The following is an 18,311-nucleotide window of genomic DNA, read 5'->3' on the forward strand; positions in this document are numbered from 1 at the left end:
CTACCGGCGGGTAGACGGCGCGGAAAGCCGGACGGGGTCCGGCGCTCGCGCGCCGGACCCCGTCGGGTGCAGACCGTGGATCAGGCCTTGTCGCCCGCCGCGGTCCGCTCCGCGAAGCGGACCAGGGTGCGCACCGCGCTCGCGGTGCCGCCCTTGGGGGTGTAGCCGAACGGCGCGCCCTCGTGGAAGGCCGGGCCGGCGATGTCCAGGTGGGCCCAGTCGATGCCCTCGGCCACGAACTCCTTCAGGAACAGGCCGGCCACCAGGCCGCCGCCCATTCGGTCGCCCATGTTGGCCAGGTCGGCGATGGTTGACTCGGTCATGCCCTTGCGCAGCTCGGCCGGCAGCGGCATCGGCCAGGACTGCTCGCCGACCTCGCCCGCGAGGGTGTGCAGGGTCTCCCGCAGCTCGTCGTCGTTGGCCATCACGCCGAAGGTGCGGTTGCCGAGCGCCAGCACCATCGCGCCGGTCAGGGTCGCCACGTCGACGATGACGTCCGGGTTCTCCTCGCCGGCCCGCACGATGGCGTCGGCCAGCACCAGGCGGCCCTCGGCGTCGGTGTTCAGCACCTCGACGGTCTTGCCGCCGTACATCTTCAGCACGTCGCCCGGGCGGGTGGCCGAGCCGGACGGCATGTTCTCCGCCAGCGCGAGCCAGGCGGTGACGTTGACGGCCAGACCGAGCCGCTTGGCGGCGACCACGGCGGCGAAGACGGCGGCGGCGCCGGCCATGTCGCACTTCATGGTCTCGTTGTGGCCGGCAGGCTTCAGCGAGATGCCGCCCGAGTCGTAGGTGATGCCCTTGCCGATGAAGGCCAGGGTGGCCTTGGCCTTCGGGTGGGTGTAGGCCACCTTCACCAGCCGCGGCGGGTTCACCGAGCCGTTGCCGACGCCCAGCAGACCGCCGAAGCCGCCCTTGACCAGGGCCTTCTCGTCCAGCACCTCGACCTTGAGGCCGTGCTCCTTGCCGGCCGCCTGGGCGATCGCGGCGAAGCCCTTGGGGTTCAGGTCGTTCGGGGCGGTGTTGACCAGGTCGCGGGCGCGGTTCATCTCCTCGCCGACGACCGCGGCGCGCTCGACGGCGGCCTTGGCGTCCTTGCTGCCCTTGCGGGCGGCGAGCAGGACGAGCTCGCCCACCGGCTCCTTGCCGTTGCCGTTGCCCTTGTAGGTGCCGAAGGCGTACGAGCCGAGCAGGCCGCCCAGCGCGACCGCCTCGATCTCCTCGGCCGACTCGGCCGGCAGGAGCAGCGCGGCCTTCTTGCTGCCGGCCAGGGTGCGGGCGGCGACACCGGCGGCGCGGCGCAGCGCCTCCAGGCCGTAGCCGTCCTCGGCGGCCTCGCCGAGGCCGACCGCGAGCACGAGCGCGGCCTTGAGCCCGGTGGCGGAGGGAACCTTCACGGCCTCGCCCTCGGCGCCGGTCGCGCCCAGGGTGGCGAGGACCTCGGCCAGCTTGCCCTCGAACGCCTCGTTCACGGCCTCGGCGCCGGGAGCCAGCACAATGCCCTTGGGGCCCTTCGCGACACCGATCACCAGGGCGTCCGCACGCAGCGAGGCGGCGGCGGAGGTGCTCACAGACAATGCAGTCACGTAATGCGTCCTGTTCTTTCGCGGTCCACGACCGGTCGCGGCGTGGCTGCCGCACCGGCGCAGCCGGCTGCCGCGGCGGGCCTCCCGCCGGCACGTGCCGGGCCCGGGGCCCCTGGCGCGGGCGCCCGCCGGTCGCGGCGGCCGCACACGCCGGAGACCCCGGCTCCTCGACGGGGCCGGGCGGGCAGGGCCTGCGACGCTGCAGGGCTGCGGTGCTCACCGCATGGTAGTCCGCATGGTGGGATCACGCGCCGCCGGTCTCCGAGCTGGGGCCGCGGGCTTCCCGGCCCTGCGGCCGACGGGGGTTCAGCCCAGCAGGGCGAGTGTCAGCAGTGAGCCGGTCGCGGCGGTCTCCGCCATCGCCCCGAGCACGTCCCCGGTGATCCCGCCGAACCGCCGCACGCAGCGCCTCAGCAGCAGCCAGGAGCAGCCGACCCCGACCCCGACGGCCAGTGGCAGCCGTAGTGCTGACCATCCGTCGGCCCAGCCCAGGGCGGCCAGGAGCAGTGCCGCGCCCGCCGTCGATGCGGCGGCCGCGGCCGGGGTGACGGTGCCCGCCACCATCGCCCCCAGGCCGCCCGGGCGGGCGGCCGGCACCGGGCGCAGGCAGCCCCAGCCCAGGGCGCAGCGGGCGGTCGCGGCCGCGGTGAGGACGGCGAGCGCGCCGCGGGCCGGGGAGACGTCGAACTGCCCGGTCAGCGCGGCGACCTGGGCCAGCAGCACCAGGACCAGCGTCAGCACCCCGAACGGACCGATGTCGGACTGCTTCATGATGCGCAGCGCATCCTCGGCGGGTTTGCCGCTGCCCAGGCCGTCGGCGACATCGGCGAGCCCGTCCAGGTGCAGCCCCCGGGTCAGCGCGGCCAGGACGGCGACCGCGGCCACCGCGCCGAGCGGGGCGCCCGCGCGCCAGCCGAACAGCGCACCCGCACCGGCCGCGACCGTGCCGAGCACCAGCCCGACCACCGGGGCGGAGACCATCGCGCGCCCGGCCGCCGGGCGGTCCCACCGCTCGACCCGGACCCGCAGCACCGACAGCGTGCCGAACCCGAACCGCAGCCCGTCCGCCCACGACGCCGGCGGTTCGTCCCGCATGCCCCACCGCTCCTTCGTCCCGATCCCCGATCGCGTCCGGCACGGCCGGGGTCGCGCCCCGGGGCCTCCGGGGCCCGGCCCCGGAGGCCGTCCTCCGGCCGTCCGGCCCGGGCCGCCCGCTGCTGGCCCTCCGCTACAGGCGTTACAGGCGGCCCAGCAGCTCCGCCGCCGTCGGCAGCTTCGCCGGCTCCTTCGGGGCCGCCGGGACGAACGCCGCCGGTGCGTGCTCGGCGAGAGCGTCCGCCGCGGCCTGCAGCAGCGGCAGCGCCATCAGCGCGCCGACGCCCTCGCCCATGGTGATGCCCTGCTCCTGCATCGGCGTCAGCGTCAGCCGGTCGTACGCCTTCGCCTGCGCAGGCTCGCCGCTGGACTGCCCGGCCCGCCACCACTCCGGCGCCCGGAACGCGATCCGCTGCGCGACCAGTGCACACGCCGCCGAGACCACGCCGTCCAGGACGACCGGGAGCTTGCGCACCGCGGCCTGCAGCAGGAAGCCGGTGATCGCGGCGAAGTCGGCGCCGCCGGTGGCGCCGAGCAGCGCCAGCTGGTCGCCGAGCACCGGCCGGGCCCGCCGCAGCGAGTCCCGGACGGTCGCGCACTTGACCATCCACACCTTGTCGTCGATGCCCGAGCCGCGCCCGGTCACCGCGGCCGCGTCCGTCCCGCAGAGCGCGCCGACCAGCACCGAGGCCACTGTGGTGGAGCCGACCCCGAGGTCGCCGAGGAGAATCAGGTCGGTCCCGGCGTCGGCCTCCTCGTCGGCGACGGCCATCCCGGCCCGGAACGCCGCGGCCGTCTGTTCCGCGGTCAGCGCGTTCTCGGTGTCGATCCGGCCGGAGCCGCGCCGCACCCGGTGCACCACGACCTCGTCGGGGAACTCCGAGGGGTCCGCGTCCACCGCGACGTCGACCACCCGCACCGCGGCGCCGAAGCGCCGGGCCAGCAGGGCCACCGGCGCCGTGCCGTCGAGCACCGCCCGCACCCGGGCCGCGGTGCCGCCCTGCGCGGGCAGCCGGGACACACCGAGAGCCGCCACCCCGTGGTCGGCGGCGAACAGCAGCACCTTGGGCGCGGAGAGCGGGCGGACCGGGGAGCGGCCCTGTACGGAGGAGAGCCAGCTGCCGAGCTCCTCCAGCCGGCCGAGGCCGCCACGCGGCCGGTCCAGCGCCTGCCAGCGCTCCTCGGCGGCCCGTCGCGCACTCTCGTCGGGGCGCTCGACGAGCGAGGAGAACGTATCGAGATCCACGGTCGTGTCCATCGCGTCGAAGGCTACACGCCGCCGGAGTTCAGCCTGCGGCGGGCTTGACGGTCAGCACCTGCCCGGCCACCACCAGCAGCACCCGCTCCGAGGCGTCCGCCACCGCCATGTTGAGCCGGCCCAGGGTGTCGCGGAAGCGGCGGCCCGCCGCGGTGGCCGGGACGACGCCCATCCCGACCTCGTTGCTGACCGCGACCACCCGGCGGGCCGTCCCCGCCCAGGCCGCGGCCAGGGCCGCGCACCGCCGCTGCACGGCGGCCTCGCCGGAGTCCGCCCAGACCGCGTCGTCCCAGGCGCCGCACTCGTCCATCACCGCGGTCAGCCAGAGCGCCAGGCAGTCGATCAGCACCGGAGCCGGGTCGGTGGTGTCGGCCAGCACCGCCTCCAGGTCGCAGGTCTCGGCGGTGCGCCAGCTCGCCGGGCGCCGCTCCCGGTGCAGCTCGACCCGCTGCGCCCACTCGGCGTCGCCGTCCCGGGCGCCGCCGGTGGCGACGTAGAGCACGTCCGGGTGCGCGGCGAGCAGCTGCTCGGCCTTGGTGGACTTGCCGGAGCGCGCGCCGCCCAGAAGCAGCGTGCGGGGGAGTTCGGGGTCGGGTGCCATGCGGTCATCCTGCCGGACGAGGCATACGGAAGATCGGGCCGGGCAGGCTAAGGTGCGCAGCACAGAGCACAGAGCACAGAGCAGTGGTCGTCGGCGGGAGGAGCCGGGCATGGTCTGGACGTGGCGGTACGAGAAGGCGGACGGCACCGTGGTGGCCGCCCCGAACGGCCAGGAGGAGTTCGCGGGGCAGGGCGACGCCGAGACCTGGATCGGCGAGACCTGGAAGCAGCTGGCCGAGGACGGCGTGGACACCGCGGTCCTGCTCGACGACGGCCGGGAGATCTACTCGATGAGCCTGCACGAGGCCTGAGCGGTCCCGAGGCTCCTCCGCAGGACAGGCTCTCGGCCGCGCCCCCCTACTTGGCGCCGAACACGTGCAGTAGTGCGGCGACCTGCCGGTACGGGTCGGTGCGGCCGGCCCGCTCCTCGGCCTCCAGCAGTTGGGCGAGCTGCCGGCCGTCCACCGGCGGTGCCACGTTCTCGGGGGTGTTGTCGGTGAAGACCCGGACGCCGTACCAGTGCCGCAGCGGCACGGACACCTCGGAGAGGGTGACGGCGAGGTCGGACAGCCGGTCGGCGCGGGCCGCCAGCCCGAGCCGGTTGTAATACCGGTCGGTCTCGAAGGCGTGCAGGGCGGCCCGCCAGTCCCCGGCGGCGGCGGGCCGCAGCGCCAGGGCGTCACGGTTGCGCACGAGCAGGGAGAGCAGCCCGCCGGGGGCCAGCAGCCGGGCCAGCGAGGCGATCATCGGGTCCGGGTCCGGCAGGTACATCAGGACGCCGTGGCAGAGCACGACGTCGAAGCTGCGCGGCCCGAACCAGCGCCCGCACTGGTGGCCGTCCCCGCTGAGCAGTTGGACCCGGTCGCGGACCTCGGGCGGCTCGTCGGCCAGCGCGGCCTGGGCGGCGCCGAGCGCGATCGCGTCGGAGTCTATGCCGGTGACGTAGTGGCCGGCCCGGGCCAGGCGCAGGGCCTGAGTGCCCTGGTCGCACCCGATGTCGAGGACGCGCTGGGCGGTGCGGCCGGCGAGCTGCTCGGCCAGCTGCCGGGCGACCAGCTCCTGCCGGACGAGGTTGCGCAGATCGCCGTGGCGGTCCGGCCGCGGGGCGTTGCCGCCGGCGAAGGAGCCGCTGCGCGAAGGCAGCCGGCGCTCCTGAGCGAGCCGGTCGTGCCCGCCGTCCCCCTGGCCCGGAAGCGCGTACAGGCCGGGCCCCTCCCAGGCAGGAGGGGCCCAGCCGGAGTCCACCGGTTCGGCGGTCAGGGCTTCTCCCCGCGCCGCACCTGCGGCTTGGGCAGCCGCAGCCGGCGCATCTGCAGGATGCGCATCAGGCCGTAGGCGACCGCGCCGCGGGTGTTCTGGCCGGCGAAGCGCTCGCCGAGCTGCTTGCGCAGCCCGAGGCCGAGCCGGAGGAAGTCCAGGACCACCAGGACGAAGAAGAGCAGGAACAGCACGTTGGAGAGCAGCTGGAGGGCCGGCACCTTGATGACGCTGAACACCAGGATGACCACCGCGGCGGGGAGGAAGAACTCCGCGAGCGACCAGCGGGCGTCCACGTAGTCGCGGACGAACTTGCGCACCGGGCCCTTGTCGCGGGCCGGCAGGTGGCGCTCGTCGCCCTCCAGCAGCGCGGTGCGCTGCTTCTCGCGCTCGACCCGCATCTTCTCGCGGGCCTGGCGGGCGGCCTCCTTGCGGTCCTTGGGCACGGTCACGCGGGTACGCCGGTTGGCCTCGGCCTCACTGCGCTTGGGCGTGGGGCGGCCCTTCTTCGCCTGCGGGTCGCGCGGCTGGGTCGTCTGGTCCTGCTCCAGCACGGCGGCGGAGGCAGCGGCATCATCTGAACGGCGTCGGAACACACCACCAGCGTACGGGGTGCGGCACGGCTTCTCGGGGTGCCCTTGGACCCAAACGCATATCGATCCGGACCGGCCGCCGCCGCGGGCGGGTTTCCGGGGGCGTTCCCGTAGGGGATCACTCCGGTGGAGGAGAGCGGGGATGAGGGGCGGATCCACCCCGGGGATGAGGCCCCCACGGGGTGTGCTGTAGCAGTCTTGTTGCAGGCAGGTGCACTGCGGCGACGGGCTCGCTGCACATACACTCGTCGTGTCTGGTAACGAGATAGAGACCGCAGGCCGGAGAAGGGGGCACCCGAGGCCCATGAGCGACGGAATCATGAAGCGTATGGGGCTGATCTTCCGCTCCAAGGCGAACAAGGCCTTGGACCGGGCGGAGGATCCGCGTGAGACGCTGGACTATTCGTACCAGAAGCAGCTCGAACTGCTGCAGAAGGTACGTCGCGGTGTCGCGGACGTGGCCACCTCGCGCAAGCGCCTGGAGCTCCAGCTGACCCAGCTGCAGCAGCAGTCCGCCAAGTACGAGGACCAGGGCCGCAAGGCGCTCTCGCTCGGCCGGGAGGACCTCGCCCGCGAGGCGCTCACCCGCAAGGCCAACATGCAGTCCCAGATCACCGACCTGGAGATGCAGTACCAGCAGCTCCAGGCCGAGGAGGAGAAGCTGACGCTCGCCTCCCAGCGGCTGCAGGCCAAGGTCGACGCCTTCCGCACCAAGAAGGAGACCATCAAGGCCACCTACACCGCGGCCCAGGCGCAGACCCGGATCGCCGAGTCCTTCTCCGGCATCTCGGAGGAGATGGGCGACGTCGGCCTGGCGATCCAGAGGGCCGAGGACAAGACCGCACAGATGCAGGCCCGCGCGGGCGCGATCGACGAGCTGCTGGCCTCCGGCGCCCTCGACGACGCCAGCGGGCTCGGCCGCAAGGACGACATCGAGGCGGAGCTGGAGCGCGTGGCCGGCGGCTCGGACGTCGAGCTGGAGCTGGCCCGGATGAAGGCCGAGCTGACGGGCGGCTCCCCGGCCTCCGGTCCGCAGGCCATCGAGCAGGGCCGGCCGCAGGACGCCGCCCCGCAGCAGGACACCCCGCGCATCAACTACAACAAGTGATCTGAGCTTCACCCGACCGACCAGGGAGACGCACGGCATGATCATGAGGGTCATGGGGGAGGGCCAGTTCGAGGTGGGCGACGCCCATCTGAGCCGGCTCAACGAGCTCGACGAGGAGCTCCTCGCCGCGCTGGAGTCGGGGGACGAGGACCACTTCCGGCGGGCGCTCGGCGAGCTGCTGGGCGCCGTGAAGAAGCACGGCAGCCCGCTTCCGGACGACTCCCTGGAGCCGTCCGACCTGATCCTCCCGAATGTCGATGCGACGATCGACGAGGTCCGGCGGCTGCTGCGGGCCGAGGGCGAAGGCCTGATCCCCGGCATCCCCGAGTAGCCGAAATCTCGCTTCGGACGCCAGACGACGCAAGGGCGGGCCCCCTCCACGCGGAGGGGGCCCGCCCTTTGTCGCTTTGCGACGGGGCGGGGCCGGCTACGGCAGGGCGAGCATCCGGTCCAGCGCCGCCTTGGCGTACTTCTCGGTCTCCGGGTCGACGGTGATCACGTTCGGCACCCGGCCCTCGACCAGCGACTCCAGCGCCCAGACCAGGTGCGGCAGGTCGATCCGGTTCATGGTCGAGCAGAAGCAGACCGCGCGGTCGAGGAAGACGATCTCCTTGTCCGGGTGCGCCTTGGCCAGGCGGCGGACCAGGTTGAGCTCGGTGCCGATGGCCCACTTGGAACCGGGCTCGGCGGCGTCCAGCGCCTTGATGATGTACTCGGTGGAGCCCACCATGTCGGCGGCCGCGACGACCTCGTGCTTGCACTCGGGGTGCACCAGCACGGTGACGCCCGGGATGCGCTCGCGCACGTCGTTCACCGAGTCCAGCGAGAACCGGCCGTGCACCGAGCAGTGGCCGCGCCAGAGGATCATCTTGGCGTCCCGCAGCTGTTCGGCGGTCAGGCCGCCGTTCGGCTTGTGCGGGTTGTACAGCACGCAGTCGTCCAGCGACAGGCCCATCTCGCGGACCGCGGTGTTGCGGCCGAGGTGCTGGTCGGGCAGGAAGAGCACCTTCTCGCCCACCCGTCGCCCACCGGCGGCCTCGATCGAGGCGCTTCGCGCCGCACCCTCCTCGAACGCCCACTCCAGGGCGCGCTTGGCGTTGGAGGAGGTGCAGATGGTGCCGCCGTGCTTGCCGGTGAAGGCCTTGATGTCGGCGGAGGAGTTCATGTACGAGACCGGGACGGTCACGTCGGCTATGCCGGCGTCGGTCAGCACGTCCCAGCACTCGGCGACCTGCTCGGCGGTGGCCATGTCGGCCATCGAGCAGCCGGCCGCGAGGTCCGGGAGGACGACCTGCTGGGCGTCGGTGGTGAGGATGTCCGCGGACTCGGCCATGAAGTGCACGCCGCAGAAGACGATGTACTCGGCCTCGGGCCGGGCGGCCGCGTCCCGGGCCAGTTTGAAGGAGTCGCCGGTGACGTCGGCGAACTCGATGACCTCGTCGCGCTGGTAGTGGTGGCCGAGGATGAAGACGCGGTCGCCGAGCGCGGCCTTGGCCGCCCGGGCGCGCTCGACGAGGTTCGGGTCGGAGGCGGGGGGGAGGTCTCCCGGACACTCGACGCCGCGCTCGCTGTTCGGGTCGGCCTCGCGGCCGAGCAGCAGCAGAGCGAGCGGCGTCGGAGTGGGGTCGACGCCGTAGGTCTCGGTGGTGGTGGTCACGGGCGGGTGCCCTTCTGTGCGGCCGATCAGTCGGTGCAGCCTTCTCGTCTATCTGACGCTATCTATGATAACCGGTTAGCGTCAGACTGACGATGGCCATCCTGTCGATGTGACGAGAACCGCTCGCCAGATCGGCACCCTCCGGTGGCCGGGGGAAAGATGCGCCGGGTCCGGCGTGGCCGGGGCGATATCCGCAGGCGGCCGGGTATGGCTGTGCCCCATGAAGGCAATCGCGATCCGCCGCTACGGCGGCCCCGAGGTGGTCGAGTACACCGAGCTGCCGGACCCGAAGGTCGGGCCGGACTCGGTCCTGGTGCAGGTCAGGGCGGCCGGGGTGAACCCGGTGGACTGGAAGGTCCGGGAGGGCCGGCTGGACGGCCTGATCGACGCGCACTTCCCGCTGGTGATGGGCTGGGACGCGGCCGGGGTGGTCCGCGCGGTGGGCGGCGGGGTGACCGAGTTCGAGCCCGGCGACGAAGTCTACGGCTACGTCCGCAAGGACACGGTCGAGCACGGCACCTACGCCGAGCTGGTCGCCGCGCCCGTCCGCACCCTGGCCCGCCGGCCCGCCGCCCTGAACTGGGCGCAGTGCGGCGGCCTGCCGCTGGCCGGGCTCACCGCGCTGCAGGCGCTGCGCGCCGTGCGGGTCGGTGCCGGCGACACCGTGCTGGTGCACGCCGCCGCCGGCGGGGTCGGCCACCTCGCCGTCCAACTGGCCCGGGCCTTCGGGGCCCGGGTGATCGGCACCGCCGGCGAGCGCAACCACGACTACCTGCGGGGGCTGGGCGCCGAGCCGGTGGCCCACGGCGAGGGCCTGGCCGAGCGGGTCCGCGCGATGGCCCCGGACGGGGTGGACGCGGCCGTGGACCTGGTCGGCGGCGGTGCGGCCGGGCTCTCGGCCGCCCTGGTGGCCGATCCGGCCCGGATCGCCTCGGTCGCCGACTACGGGGTGCGGGCGCTCGGCGGGCAGTACGTCTGGGCCCGCCCGGACGCCGCCGGGCTGGCCGAACTGGCCGAGCTCGCCGACGCGGGCCGGCTCACCGTCACCGTCGCCTCGACCTTCCCGCTCGCCCAGGCCGCCTCGGCGCAGGCACTGAACGCGGAGGGCCGCACCCGCGGGAAGATCGTCCTGCTGACCTGCTGACCTGCTGACCTGCTGGCCGCAGGCGGGCACGGACGGGGAACGGACCGGGCACGGACCGGGACCGGCCCGTCCACCGGCGGCGGCCCGTCCACCGGCCGTCATCTGCAAGCCGTGAACTCGGTCATGGCATCCGCCAGAATGGGTGCCGAACCGTTTCGGCGGCCTGCCGACCCCACCCGCCGATCCCGTACGACCTGTGGAGCCCCGCACCGATGAGCAGCAGCCGAGCGCACGAGACGGTCGGGGCCGACCTCGACGAGACCGATCGTCTCCTGCTGGCCCGGCTGGGCAGCGACGGCCGCGCCTCCTACGCCGAGATCGGCCTGCAGGTGAACCTCTCCGCCACCGCCGTCCGCCGCCGGATCGACCGGCTGCGGGCGCGCGGGGTGGTCCGCGGCTTCACCGTCGTCCTCGATCCCTCGGTGCTCGGCTGGCAGACCGAGGCCTTCGTCGAGGTCTACTGCCGCGAGCGGACCGCTCCCGAGGAGATCCTGGCCAGCCTGCGGCAGTTCCCCGAGGTGGTCGCCGCCTGGACGGTCACCGGCGACCCGGACGCGCTGGTCCACCTGCGCGCCGTCGACATGCGCCACCTGGAGGCGGTCATCGAGCGGATCCGCCGGGAGCCCGGCGTCCAGCGCAGCCGCTCCTCCGTGGTGCTCTCCCAGCTGATCGGCTGACCCTCCCCAGCCGGCGGCCCGGCCCCCGGACGGCCCAACCCGGCCCCCGCGCAGGAATCCTGCGCGGACCCCGTCGAAGACGCTCGAAACCTGCCTGACCAGCCGCGTTCGGACGCGCGGTACGGGCCCGGTGCTGCCTACGCTGATCACGTCCGGCAAAAGCGGTGGCGACGTCCCGCGCGGCCGGCGGCCCCCGACCCCCACAGCCGAGAGGGACACCCGTGTCCGCAGCCCCCGACCGCATGCACCGGCCCGACAGCGAGCTGGTCGACCTGGTTTTCGACTACATGCGGGAGCGGCTGCAGTACGACCCCGTCCCGCTCGACCACCCCGGTGACGGCGAGCACCTCCGCGCCCAGCTGTCCGGCCTGCTGAACCCGGACGGCAACAACCCGGCCGACGTGCTCAAGCTCTACGACCACGAGCTGTCCCGCGCGGTGATTTCCGCGGACAGCCCGCGCTACCTGTCCTTCATCCCGTGCGCCCCGACCAAGGCCGCGCTGCTCTTCGACATGGTGGTCTCCTGCGCCTCGCTGCAGGGCATCTCCTGGCTGGAGGCGGCCGGTGCGATCGCCGCCGAGAACCAGGTGCTGCGCCTGATAGCGGACCGTGCCGGGATGCCCGCGACGGCCGGCGGCACCTTCGTCTCCGGCGGCTCGGCCGGCAACCTCTCCGCCCTGGTGGTCGCCCGCGACACCGCGCGCCGCCGCCTGGGCGTCGGTCCGGAGGCCCGGCTGCGGATCGCCGTGGCCGACCAGGTGCACTCCTCCGTCAAGAACACCTTCAACATCATCGGCGTCGAGGCCTTCAAGGTCCCGGCCGTGAACCGGCGGTTCACCGGTGAGGCGCTGCGCGCCGCGCTGGCCGCAGACCCGAACCCGGAGACGGTGATCGCCGTCGTGGGCACCGCCGGCACCACCAACGAGGGCATCGTCGACGACCTCCAGGGCCTGTCCGAGGTCGCCCGCGAGCGCGACATGTGGTTCCACGTGGACGGCGCCTACGGCGGCGCGGGCCTCTTCGCCCCGTCCGTCCGGGCCCGCTACAACGGCATCGAGCACGCCGACTCCTTCGTGGTCGACCCGCACAAGTGGCTGTTCGCCCCGTTCGACTGCGCCGCGCTGATCTACCGCAACCCGCAGCTGGCCCGCTCCGTGCACACCCAGGACGCCTCCTACCTGGACGTCCTGCACACCGAGGGCGACGAGTGGAACCCCACCGACTACGCCTACCACCTGACCCGGCGTGCCCGCGGCCTGCCGCTCTGGTTCTCGCTGGCCGTGCACGGCACCCAGGCGTACACCGACGCCATCGAGACCGGTCTCCAGCTGGCCCGGGACACCGCCCAGCTGATCCGCGACACCGAGCACCTGGAGCTGCTGTTCGACCCGCAGCTCTCCGCGGTCTGCTTCAAGCGCAAGGGCTGGACCAACGACGACTACTACCGCTGGTCGCAGCAGCTGCTCGCGGACCAGATCGGCTTCGTCACCCCGACCGGCTGGGACGGCGAGACGGTCGCCCGCTTCGCCTTCCTGCACCCGGGCACCACGATGGAGATGGTCCGGGAGATCCTGGACACCATGGCCTGAGCCGACGCGCTCCAGGGACCCCCGCGCGGCCCGCGGGGGTCCCTGGCGTTCAGAGCAGCCCGCCGTCGGGCAGGTACGGGGTCGGCGGGCGCATCCCGTGCAGGCCCAGGTAACCCCGGGTCTCCACGCTCAGGCCCACCTCCAGGCCGACGTCCAGCGCCCACTCCTGCTCGGCGGTCAGGTACTCGACCCGGGCCGGGACGCCGTCCGGCACCCGGGCCAGCGCCTCGCGCAGCAGCCGGACGGCGATCCGCTTCGAGGTGGCGGCCAGCAGCTTCACCTCGCCGCCGTCGCGGTAGCAGTAGCCGCTGCCGGCCAGTGCGTCGGCGACCAGCAGCTCCTCGAAGTGGGCCAGCATCAGCTCGTGGTCCGGCCCGTGCGCGGCACCGCGCAGCCGCCGGTCCACCGAGTCCAGCAGGTGCCGGTGGGTGGCGTTGCCCGGGTGCACCGGGATGTCGCCGGGGTCGACCAGCCCCGACCGGTCCACCCGACCGGTCAGCCGCATCGCCGGGTGCAGCGTGAAGCCGGCCCGGCGGCAGCACCGGGCCGCCGCCGGCGACGGCGGGGCGCAGAGCATCCCGCGCAGGCAGCCCCGGCCGTACGCGGCGGCCCGCTCCAGCAGCAGTCGCCCGACGCCCTTGCCCCGGGCCTCCGGCCGCACCGCGAGCAGCGCGAGGACCCACAGGCCCTCCCGGCGCAGCGACAGCACCGTGCCGACCGGCTGGCCGTCCCGCTCCGCCAGCCAGCAGCCCTGCGGGTCGGTGCGGACCAGGTGCCTGGTGCGGGCCGGGTGGTACACCGACGGCGGCCCGTCCCACTCCCGGGCGCCGGGGGCGCCGGGGGCGGGATCGGGGAGCGGGGCGAACGAGAGGCGGGCGAGGTGCTGGACGGCCTCCGCGTCGGCGGCGGTGTCCTGGACCAGTCGCAGGATCATGCCCACCATCCTGGCCGCGGCGGCGTCCGGACGGGGCCGGTTCGTCCGGATCGGCGCACGGGGCGGTGACCGAGCCCCGCCGGTGTGCGAGCATGGGAAGCGCAGTAGGGGAGCCGGTGCACACCCGGCCCACGGAAATTCCGCCGCAGCAGACCACCGAAGACCAGCGCCGCCCGGGAAATGAATCCGGACGGCGATCGGTTGGTACTGGCGGCAGACCGTCGTCAAGACCGGGAGAAAGCAGATGACCGTCCAGGACGAGACCACCGTCGAGAGTGGCATCCTCCTCACCGATGCCGCCGCGGCCAAGGTCAAGGGCCTGCTGGAGCAGGAGGGCCGCGACGACCTCGCGCTGCGCGTCGCCGTCCAGCCCGGCGGCTGCTCCGGCCTGCGTTACCAGCTGTTCTTCGACGAGCGTTCGCTCGACGGCGACGTGGTCAAGGACTTCAGCGGTGTCAAGGTCGTCACCGACCGCATGAGCGCCCCGTACCTGGGTGGTGCGACCGTCGACTTCGTGGACACCATCGAGAAGCAGGGCTTCACGATCGACAACCCGAACGCCACCGGCTCCTGCGCCTGCGGCGACTCGTTCAGCTAGTCGGCAGACGGCGAAGGCGGCTCCGGATCCTTCCGGGGCCGCCTTCGGCGTTCCTGCGGGCCGCGCCCCTACCGCCCGGCGATGTCCGGGCCGGCCCCGTCCGGGTTCGGCCCGGCGGCCGCGTCGGTCTCCAGCGGCACGGTCTGGCCGTTCGAGGAGTCGACGACCGTCCGCCCGGCCAGCGGCTGCTTCAGATCGGCCGCCACGGTCTGCCGCTTGGCCAGCTCGGCGCAGCTCTGGCCGGCCGGGATCGGCGCCGCCAGCGTGACCCGCACGTCCACCCGGCCCGGCTTGGACTCGTCGGCCTTGAGCGCGTAGCGCTCGCAGACCCCGCCGTAGAACCAGACCGTCAGCCGGTTGCCGTCCACCCGGTAGGTGATCGCGGGGTGCACCGCGGGCTTGCCGTTCGGGTCCGGCTCGCCGACCGCGATGCCCTCGCGCGGCGGAGTGGGCGCCGGTGTCGGGGTCAGCGCCGGTACCGGGGGGACGGAGCCCGGCGTGGGGTCCGCCGGCCGTGGGTCGGGGGCGGTCACCGAGGGGTCGGCCGACGGGGCCGAGGCGGACGGCGCCGCCGGGGAGGCGGGGGCCTCGGGGGCCGTGGAGTCCGTGGGGGAGGCCGTACTGCCCGCGGACGCCGCGGAGGAGCGGGTGGCCGACTCCGCGGCGGACTTGCCGCCGTCGCCGTCGCACCCGGCCACCGCGACGGCCGCCGCCAGCATCAGGGCGGCCACCGCCGCCGTCCGCCGCCCGCGCGGGCGGCCGCCGCGCGCGCCGCTCGCACGCCGGGGCATCGGCTCCAGATCCGTCAGGTCCATCTGTCCATCCTCCCGAGGGCTCAGCGGCACCGCCTCGGCGGCCGCACCGCGCGGATGTGACGTGGCCCGGACGGATCCGGTTCCCGTGGGTCCGCACCCCGCCCCCGTTGCGTCCCCCGCGCCGGGTGGGACCCGGCCCGCAGGCGCGGCCTACATCCCGTACTCGGCCATGCCCGCGACCAGGCGCTGCGCCCCGGACGGGACGCGGAAGCCGGCCGGCGCGGGGGCGCTGGGCTCGGGGCCGGTCGCCAGCAGCGGCCAGAAGCGCCGCAGCTGCCGGGAGGAGTCCACCAGCGCGTCCAGGGTCTCGCCGTCGGCGTCGCCCCGCAGGGCGGCCGGAACACGCATCGGGTGGTGACTGGGCATCATCGGCCATCGCTCCGATCCACGGCGCCGCGGCGGCGCTGCCGCGGCTCGGTCGGGACCGGACCGGCCCCTGCCAGCGACCCTAGGCCGACCTCCCGGCCCCCACCAGAGCTACCCGGGGGTAGTACACGTTCGAGGGCGGCGGGTGCCAACTGCGGCGGTATTGCCGTCGTGTGCCCTGTCCCGGGTACCGTGGGTGGGTTCGCCCCCTGCTTTCCATGGCCATGCCGCCATCCATGAGGAGACCTCCCGTGCGTATCGCCGTCGCCGGCTCGATCGCCACCGACCACCTGATGACGTTCCCCGGCCGGTTCGCCGACCAGCTCGTCGCGGAGCAGCTGCACACCGTGTCGCTGTCCTTCCTGGTCGACACCCTGGACATCCGCCGCGGCGGTGTCGCCCCGAACATCGCGTTCGGCATGGGCGTCCTCGGACTGCGCCCGATCCTGGTCGGTGCGGCCGGCGCGGACTTCTCCGAGTACCGCAGCTGGCTGGAGCGCAACAACGTGGACTGCCAGTCCGTCCACATCTCCGAGACCCGGCACACCGCCCGGTTCATGTGCACCACGGACGAGGACCACAACCAGATCGCGTCGTTCTACACCGGCGCCATGGCGGAGGCCCGCAACATCGAGCTCAAGCCGATCGCCGACCGCGTCGGCGGCCTGGACCTCGTGCTGGTCGGCGCGGACGACCCGCAGGCGATGGTGCGCCACACCCAGGAGTGCCGTACCCGCGGCTACGCCTTCGCCGCCGACCCGTCCCAGCAGCTGGCCCGCCTGGACGGCGACGCCATCCGGGAGATCGTCGACGGCGCCGCGTACCTGTTCACCAACGAGTACGAGGCCGCGCTGATCGAGACCAAGACCGGCTGGGACGCCGAGGAGATCCTCACCCGGGTCGGCACCCGGATCACCACCCTGGGCAGCAAGGGCGTCCGGATCGACCGCAAGGGCGAGCCGCCGGTGCTGGTCGGCTGCGCCCCCGAGGAGAGCAAGACCGACCCGACCGGCGTCGGCGACGCCTTCCGGGCGGGCTTCCTGGCGGGCCTCTCCTGGGAGCTGGAGCTTGAGCGCGCGGCCCAGCTCGGCTGCATGCTCGCCACCCTGGTGATCGAGACCGTCGGAACCCAGGAGTACGAGCTGCGCCCGTCGGCCTTCCTGAAGCGCTTCGAGGCCGCCTACGGCGCCGACGCCGCCGCCGAGATCCGGGCCCACCTGGTCAAGTAGTCCGGCCGCTCCGGTCCGCCCGGGTGCGCCGCCCGGGCGGACGGGTCAGGCGGTCCGCCGGACCAGGTAGGCCGCGCCCCGGTCGGCACCGTAGTCGGCGGCCGGGGCCTCGCCCACGTACTCCTGACCGCGCATCCCGCACCACGCCGGGATGTCCAGCCGGGCCGCCTCGTCGTCGGCCAGCACCGCGACGGTGCCGCCCGGGGGGACGTCGCCGATCCGCTTCGCCAGCTCGATCACCGGCAGCGGGCACCGCTTGCCGAGCGCGTCGATCACCAGGCCGGCGGCCGGGCCAGCAGCCCGCGCGGCCTCCGGGGCCGCCTCGGCGGCCCCGGCGCCCGCAGGCGCCGGCAGGTCCAGCCCGAGCGGGGCGCGGATGCCGGCCACCAGGCCGGGCAGCACGGCCAGGAACCGCTCCACGTCCTCCGCCGCCGCCCCGAACGGCAGCGAGACCCGGACGTTCCCCTCGGTGAGCACGCCCATCGCGGTCAGGACGTGGCTCGGCGTCAGGGTGGACGAGGTACAGGAGGAGCCCGAGGAGACGGCGAAGCCGGCCCGGTCCAGCTCGGTCAGCAGCACCTCGCCGTCCACGTACAGGCAGGAGAAGGTGACGAGGTGCGGCAGCCGCCGCACCGGGTCGCCGACCACCTCCACCTCGGGCACCAGCTGCGGCACCGCCGTCCGGATCCGCTCGACCAGGGCGTGCAGCCGGGCGTTCTCGCGCTCGGCCCCGGCCCGCACGGCCCGCAGGGAGGCGGCCGCGGCCACGATCGCGGGGACGTTGACGTACCCCGGCACCCGGCCGCTCTCTCGCTCGTCGGCCGGCAGCGGCGACGCGTAGCGGACGCCCTTGCGCACCGCCAGGACGCCGACTCCGGCCGGCCCGCCCCACTTGTGCGCGCTCGCCGCCAGCAGCGACCAGCCGGCCGGGACGTCCGCGCGTCCGGCGCTCTGCGCCGCGTCCACCAGCAACGGCACGTCGCCGCAGCGCTCGGCGACCTCGGCCACGGGCTGGACGGTGCCGACCTCGTGGTTGGCGGACTGCAGCACGGCGAGTGCGGTGTCCGGCCGCAGTGCGGCCGCGAACACCTCGGGGGAGACCCGCCCGTACCGGTCCACCGGGACGGCCGTCACCGAGCCGCCGGCCGCTTCGCCGGCGGCCACCGGCCGGGGGGACGCCCACCGCTCGGCGGTGTGCAGCACGCTGGAGTGCTCGACCGCCGAGTGCACCAGGTGGGAGCCGCGCCGCCGGTTGCCGGCCAGCGCGCCGAGCATCCCGAGCTGCACGGCCTGGGTCCCGCTGGCGGTGAAGGAGATCTCGTCGGCCCGGGCGCCGAGCACCTCGGCGACGGTCTCCCGGGCGGCGTCCAGCAGCATCCGGGCCTGCCGGCCGGAGCGGTAGAGCCGGGCCGGGTCGGCCCAGCCCTCGTCCAGGGCGGCGGTCAGCGCCTGCCGCGCGACGGGGTGGAGCGGTGCGGTGGAGGCCACATCGAAGTACACGGTCACATTTAACGCCACTCCCGGGGGCATTCCGGTCCGTCCGCTCCGCTTACCGGCCGTCAGTCGATCAACCCGAATGTCCGATTCGTCCATGCCGGACGGGCCGTCACCCACGTTGTCCGAGGTCATCCCCCGATCGGGCGTACGGGCCTCGAATGCCTACGATGACCTGCGGCGCAGCCCTTGCCGGGCCTGATCGGGCGACCGGGCGGCGCGTTACCGGGACCTGCCCGTCAGCAGCGCATAAGGCTGGAGTAGGGTTTGGCCCGCATAAGCATTCAAACCGTGCCCGTGGACGGGTCGCC

19 protein-coding genes are annotated in these 18,311 nt (G+C 74.2%); 8 read left to right on the forward strand and 11 right to left on the reverse strand.

The annotated features are described in order from the left end of the window. Positions 1–80: 80 nt before the first annotated feature. The 4 genes from ACF9IK_RS25765 to cobU all read right to left on the reverse strand — a co-directional run bounded on the left by ACF9IK_RS25765 (position 81) and on the right by cobU (position 4,540). Entirely contained in the window at positions 81–1,586 is a 1,506-nt protein-coding gene (locus tag ACF9IK_RS25765) for a leucyl aminopeptidase (RefSeq protein ID WP_395296472.1), read from the reverse strand. Positions 1,587–1,892: 306 nt separating this feature from the next. Next, complete coding sequence (locus ACF9IK_RS25770; RefSeq protein ID WP_395296473.1) at positions 1,893–2,681, reverse strand: adenosylcobinamide-GDP ribazoletransferase; 789 nt, start codon at positions 2,679–2,681, stop codon at positions 1,893–1,895. Positions 2,682–2,823: 142 nt separating this feature from the next. After that, positions 2,824–3,939, reverse strand: coding sequence for a nicotinate-nucleotide--dimethylbenzimidazole phosphoribosyltransferase (locus tag ACF9IK_RS25775; protein WP_395296474.1), 1,116 nt, complete (start codon positions 3,937–3,939; stop codon positions 2,824–2,826). Between the two features lie 28 nt (positions 3,940–3,967). After that, complete coding sequence (gene cobU, locus ACF9IK_RS25780; protein WP_395296475.1) at positions 3,968–4,540, reverse strand: bifunctional adenosylcobinamide kinase/adenosylcobinamide-phosphate guanylyltransferase; 573 nt, start codon at positions 4,538–4,540, stop codon at positions 3,968–3,970. A 109-nt stretch (positions 4,541–4,649) separates the two neighbouring features. Here cobU and ACF9IK_RS25785 point away from each other — a divergent pair, with 109 nt between their 5' ends. Continuing rightward, complete coding sequence (locus ACF9IK_RS25785; protein ID WP_238740483.1) at positions 4,650–4,850, forward strand: hypothetical protein; 201 nt, start codon at positions 4,650–4,652, stop codon at positions 4,848–4,850. Positions 4,851–4,896: 46 nt separating this feature from the next. Here ACF9IK_RS25785 and ACF9IK_RS25790 read toward each other — a convergent pair whose 3' ends face one another. Then, positions 4,897–5,619 (reverse strand): class I SAM-dependent methyltransferase, encoded by a 723-nt coding sequence (locus ACF9IK_RS25790; protein WP_395298679.1) that lies wholly within the window; start codon positions 5,617–5,619, stop codon positions 4,897–4,899. Positions 5,620–5,795: 176 nt separating this feature from the next. After that, positions 5,796–6,392 (reverse strand): DUF3043 domain-containing protein, encoded by a 597-nt coding sequence (locus ACF9IK_RS25795; RefSeq protein ID WP_395296476.1) that lies wholly within the window; start codon positions 6,390–6,392, stop codon positions 5,796–5,798. Between the two features lie 301 nt (positions 6,393–6,693). Between ACF9IK_RS25795 and ACF9IK_RS25800 the strand changes: the two genes are divergently transcribed. Beyond that, positions 6,694–7,497, forward strand: a complete 804-nt coding sequence (locus tag ACF9IK_RS25800) for a PspA/IM30 family protein (protein ID WP_395296477.1) — start codon at positions 6,694–6,696, stop codon at positions 7,495–7,497. A gap of 37 nt (positions 7,498–7,534) precedes the next feature. Then, the gene (gene pspAA / locus ACF9IK_RS25805; RefSeq protein ID WP_395296478.1) at positions 7,535–7,828 is read left to right on the forward strand and encodes a PspA-associated protein PspAA; all 294 of its coding nucleotides are present in this window, start codon (positions 7,535–7,537) and stop codon (positions 7,826–7,828) included. A 96-nt stretch (positions 7,829–7,924) separates the two neighbouring features. On the opposite strand, the gene nadA is transcribed toward pspAA, so the two are convergent. Then, positions 7,925–9,154: a quinolinate synthase NadA gene (nadA, locus tag ACF9IK_RS25810; RefSeq protein ID WP_395296479.1), complete on the reverse strand. Its 1,230-nt coding sequence runs from the start codon at positions 9,152–9,154 to the stop codon at positions 7,925–7,927. 220 nt (positions 9,155–9,374) lie between these two features. On the opposite strand from nadA, the gene ACF9IK_RS25815 reads away from it, so the two are divergent. The 3 genes from ACF9IK_RS25815 (at position 9,375) to ACF9IK_RS25825 (ending at position 12,564) form a co-directional block, all read left to right on the forward strand. Continuing rightward, the gene (locus ACF9IK_RS25815) at positions 9,375–10,298 is read left to right on the forward strand and encodes an NADP-dependent oxidoreductase (RefSeq protein WP_395296480.1); all 924 of its coding nucleotides are present in this window, start codon (positions 9,375–9,377) and stop codon (positions 10,296–10,298) included. 212 nt (positions 10,299–10,510) lie between these two features. Then, the gene (locus ACF9IK_RS25820; protein WP_238740469.1) at positions 10,511–10,975 is read left to right on the forward strand and encodes an Lrp/AsnC family transcriptional regulator; all 465 of its coding nucleotides are present in this window, start codon (positions 10,511–10,513) and stop codon (positions 10,973–10,975) included. 221 nt (positions 10,976–11,196) lie between these two features. Further along, complete coding sequence (locus ACF9IK_RS25825; protein WP_395296481.1) at positions 11,197–12,564, forward strand: pyridoxal phosphate-dependent decarboxylase family protein; 1,368 nt, start codon at positions 11,197–11,199, stop codon at positions 12,562–12,564. A 49-nt stretch (positions 12,565–12,613) separates the two neighbouring features. On the opposite strand, the gene ACF9IK_RS25830 is transcribed toward ACF9IK_RS25825, so the two are convergent. Next, positions 12,614–13,498, reverse strand: coding sequence for a GNAT family N-acetyltransferase (locus tag ACF9IK_RS25830; protein WP_395296482.1), 885 nt, complete (start codon positions 13,496–13,498; stop codon positions 12,614–12,616). Positions 13,499–13,742: 244 nt separating this feature from the next. On the opposite strand from ACF9IK_RS25830, the gene erpA reads away from it, so the two are divergent. Next, positions 13,743–14,096, forward strand: coding sequence for an iron-sulfur cluster insertion protein ErpA (erpA, locus tag ACF9IK_RS25835; RefSeq protein ID WP_395296483.1), 354 nt, complete (start codon positions 13,743–13,745; stop codon positions 14,094–14,096). A 68-nt stretch (positions 14,097–14,164) separates the two neighbouring features. Here the strand turns inward: erpA and ACF9IK_RS25840 are convergent, their stop codons facing one another. Both ACF9IK_RS25840 and ACF9IK_RS25845 read right to left on the reverse strand, forming a co-directional pair. Then, positions 14,165–14,911, reverse strand: a complete 747-nt coding sequence (locus ACF9IK_RS25840; protein WP_395296484.1) for a hypothetical protein — start codon at positions 14,909–14,911, stop codon at positions 14,165–14,167. 150 nt (positions 14,912–15,061) lie between these two features. After that, a complete protein-coding gene (locus ACF9IK_RS25845) occupies positions 15,062–15,280 on the reverse strand; it encodes a hypothetical protein (RefSeq protein WP_395296485.1) in 219 nt (72 codons plus the stop codon). Between the two features lie 248 nt (positions 15,281–15,528). On the opposite strand from ACF9IK_RS25845, the gene ACF9IK_RS25850 reads away from it, so the two are divergent. Beyond that, positions 15,529–16,506, forward strand: coding sequence for a carbohydrate kinase family protein (locus ACF9IK_RS25850; protein ID WP_395296486.1), 978 nt, complete (start codon positions 15,529–15,531; stop codon positions 16,504–16,506). 45 nt (positions 16,507–16,551) lie between these two features. Here ACF9IK_RS25850 and ACF9IK_RS25855 read toward each other — a convergent pair whose 3' ends face one another. Further along, on the reverse strand, positions 16,552–18,036 hold the full coding sequence (locus ACF9IK_RS25855; RefSeq protein ID WP_395298680.1) for a cysteine desulfurase/sulfurtransferase TusA family protein: 1,485 nt from the start codon (positions 18,034–18,036) through the stop codon (positions 16,552–16,554). Positions 18,037–18,311: the final 275 nt, after the last annotated feature.

It is taken from the genome of Kitasatospora hibisci (genome assembly GCF_043950205.1).
Lineage (GTDB): Bacteria > Actinomycetota > Actinomycetes > Streptomycetales > Streptomycetaceae > Kitasatospora > Kitasatospora hibisci.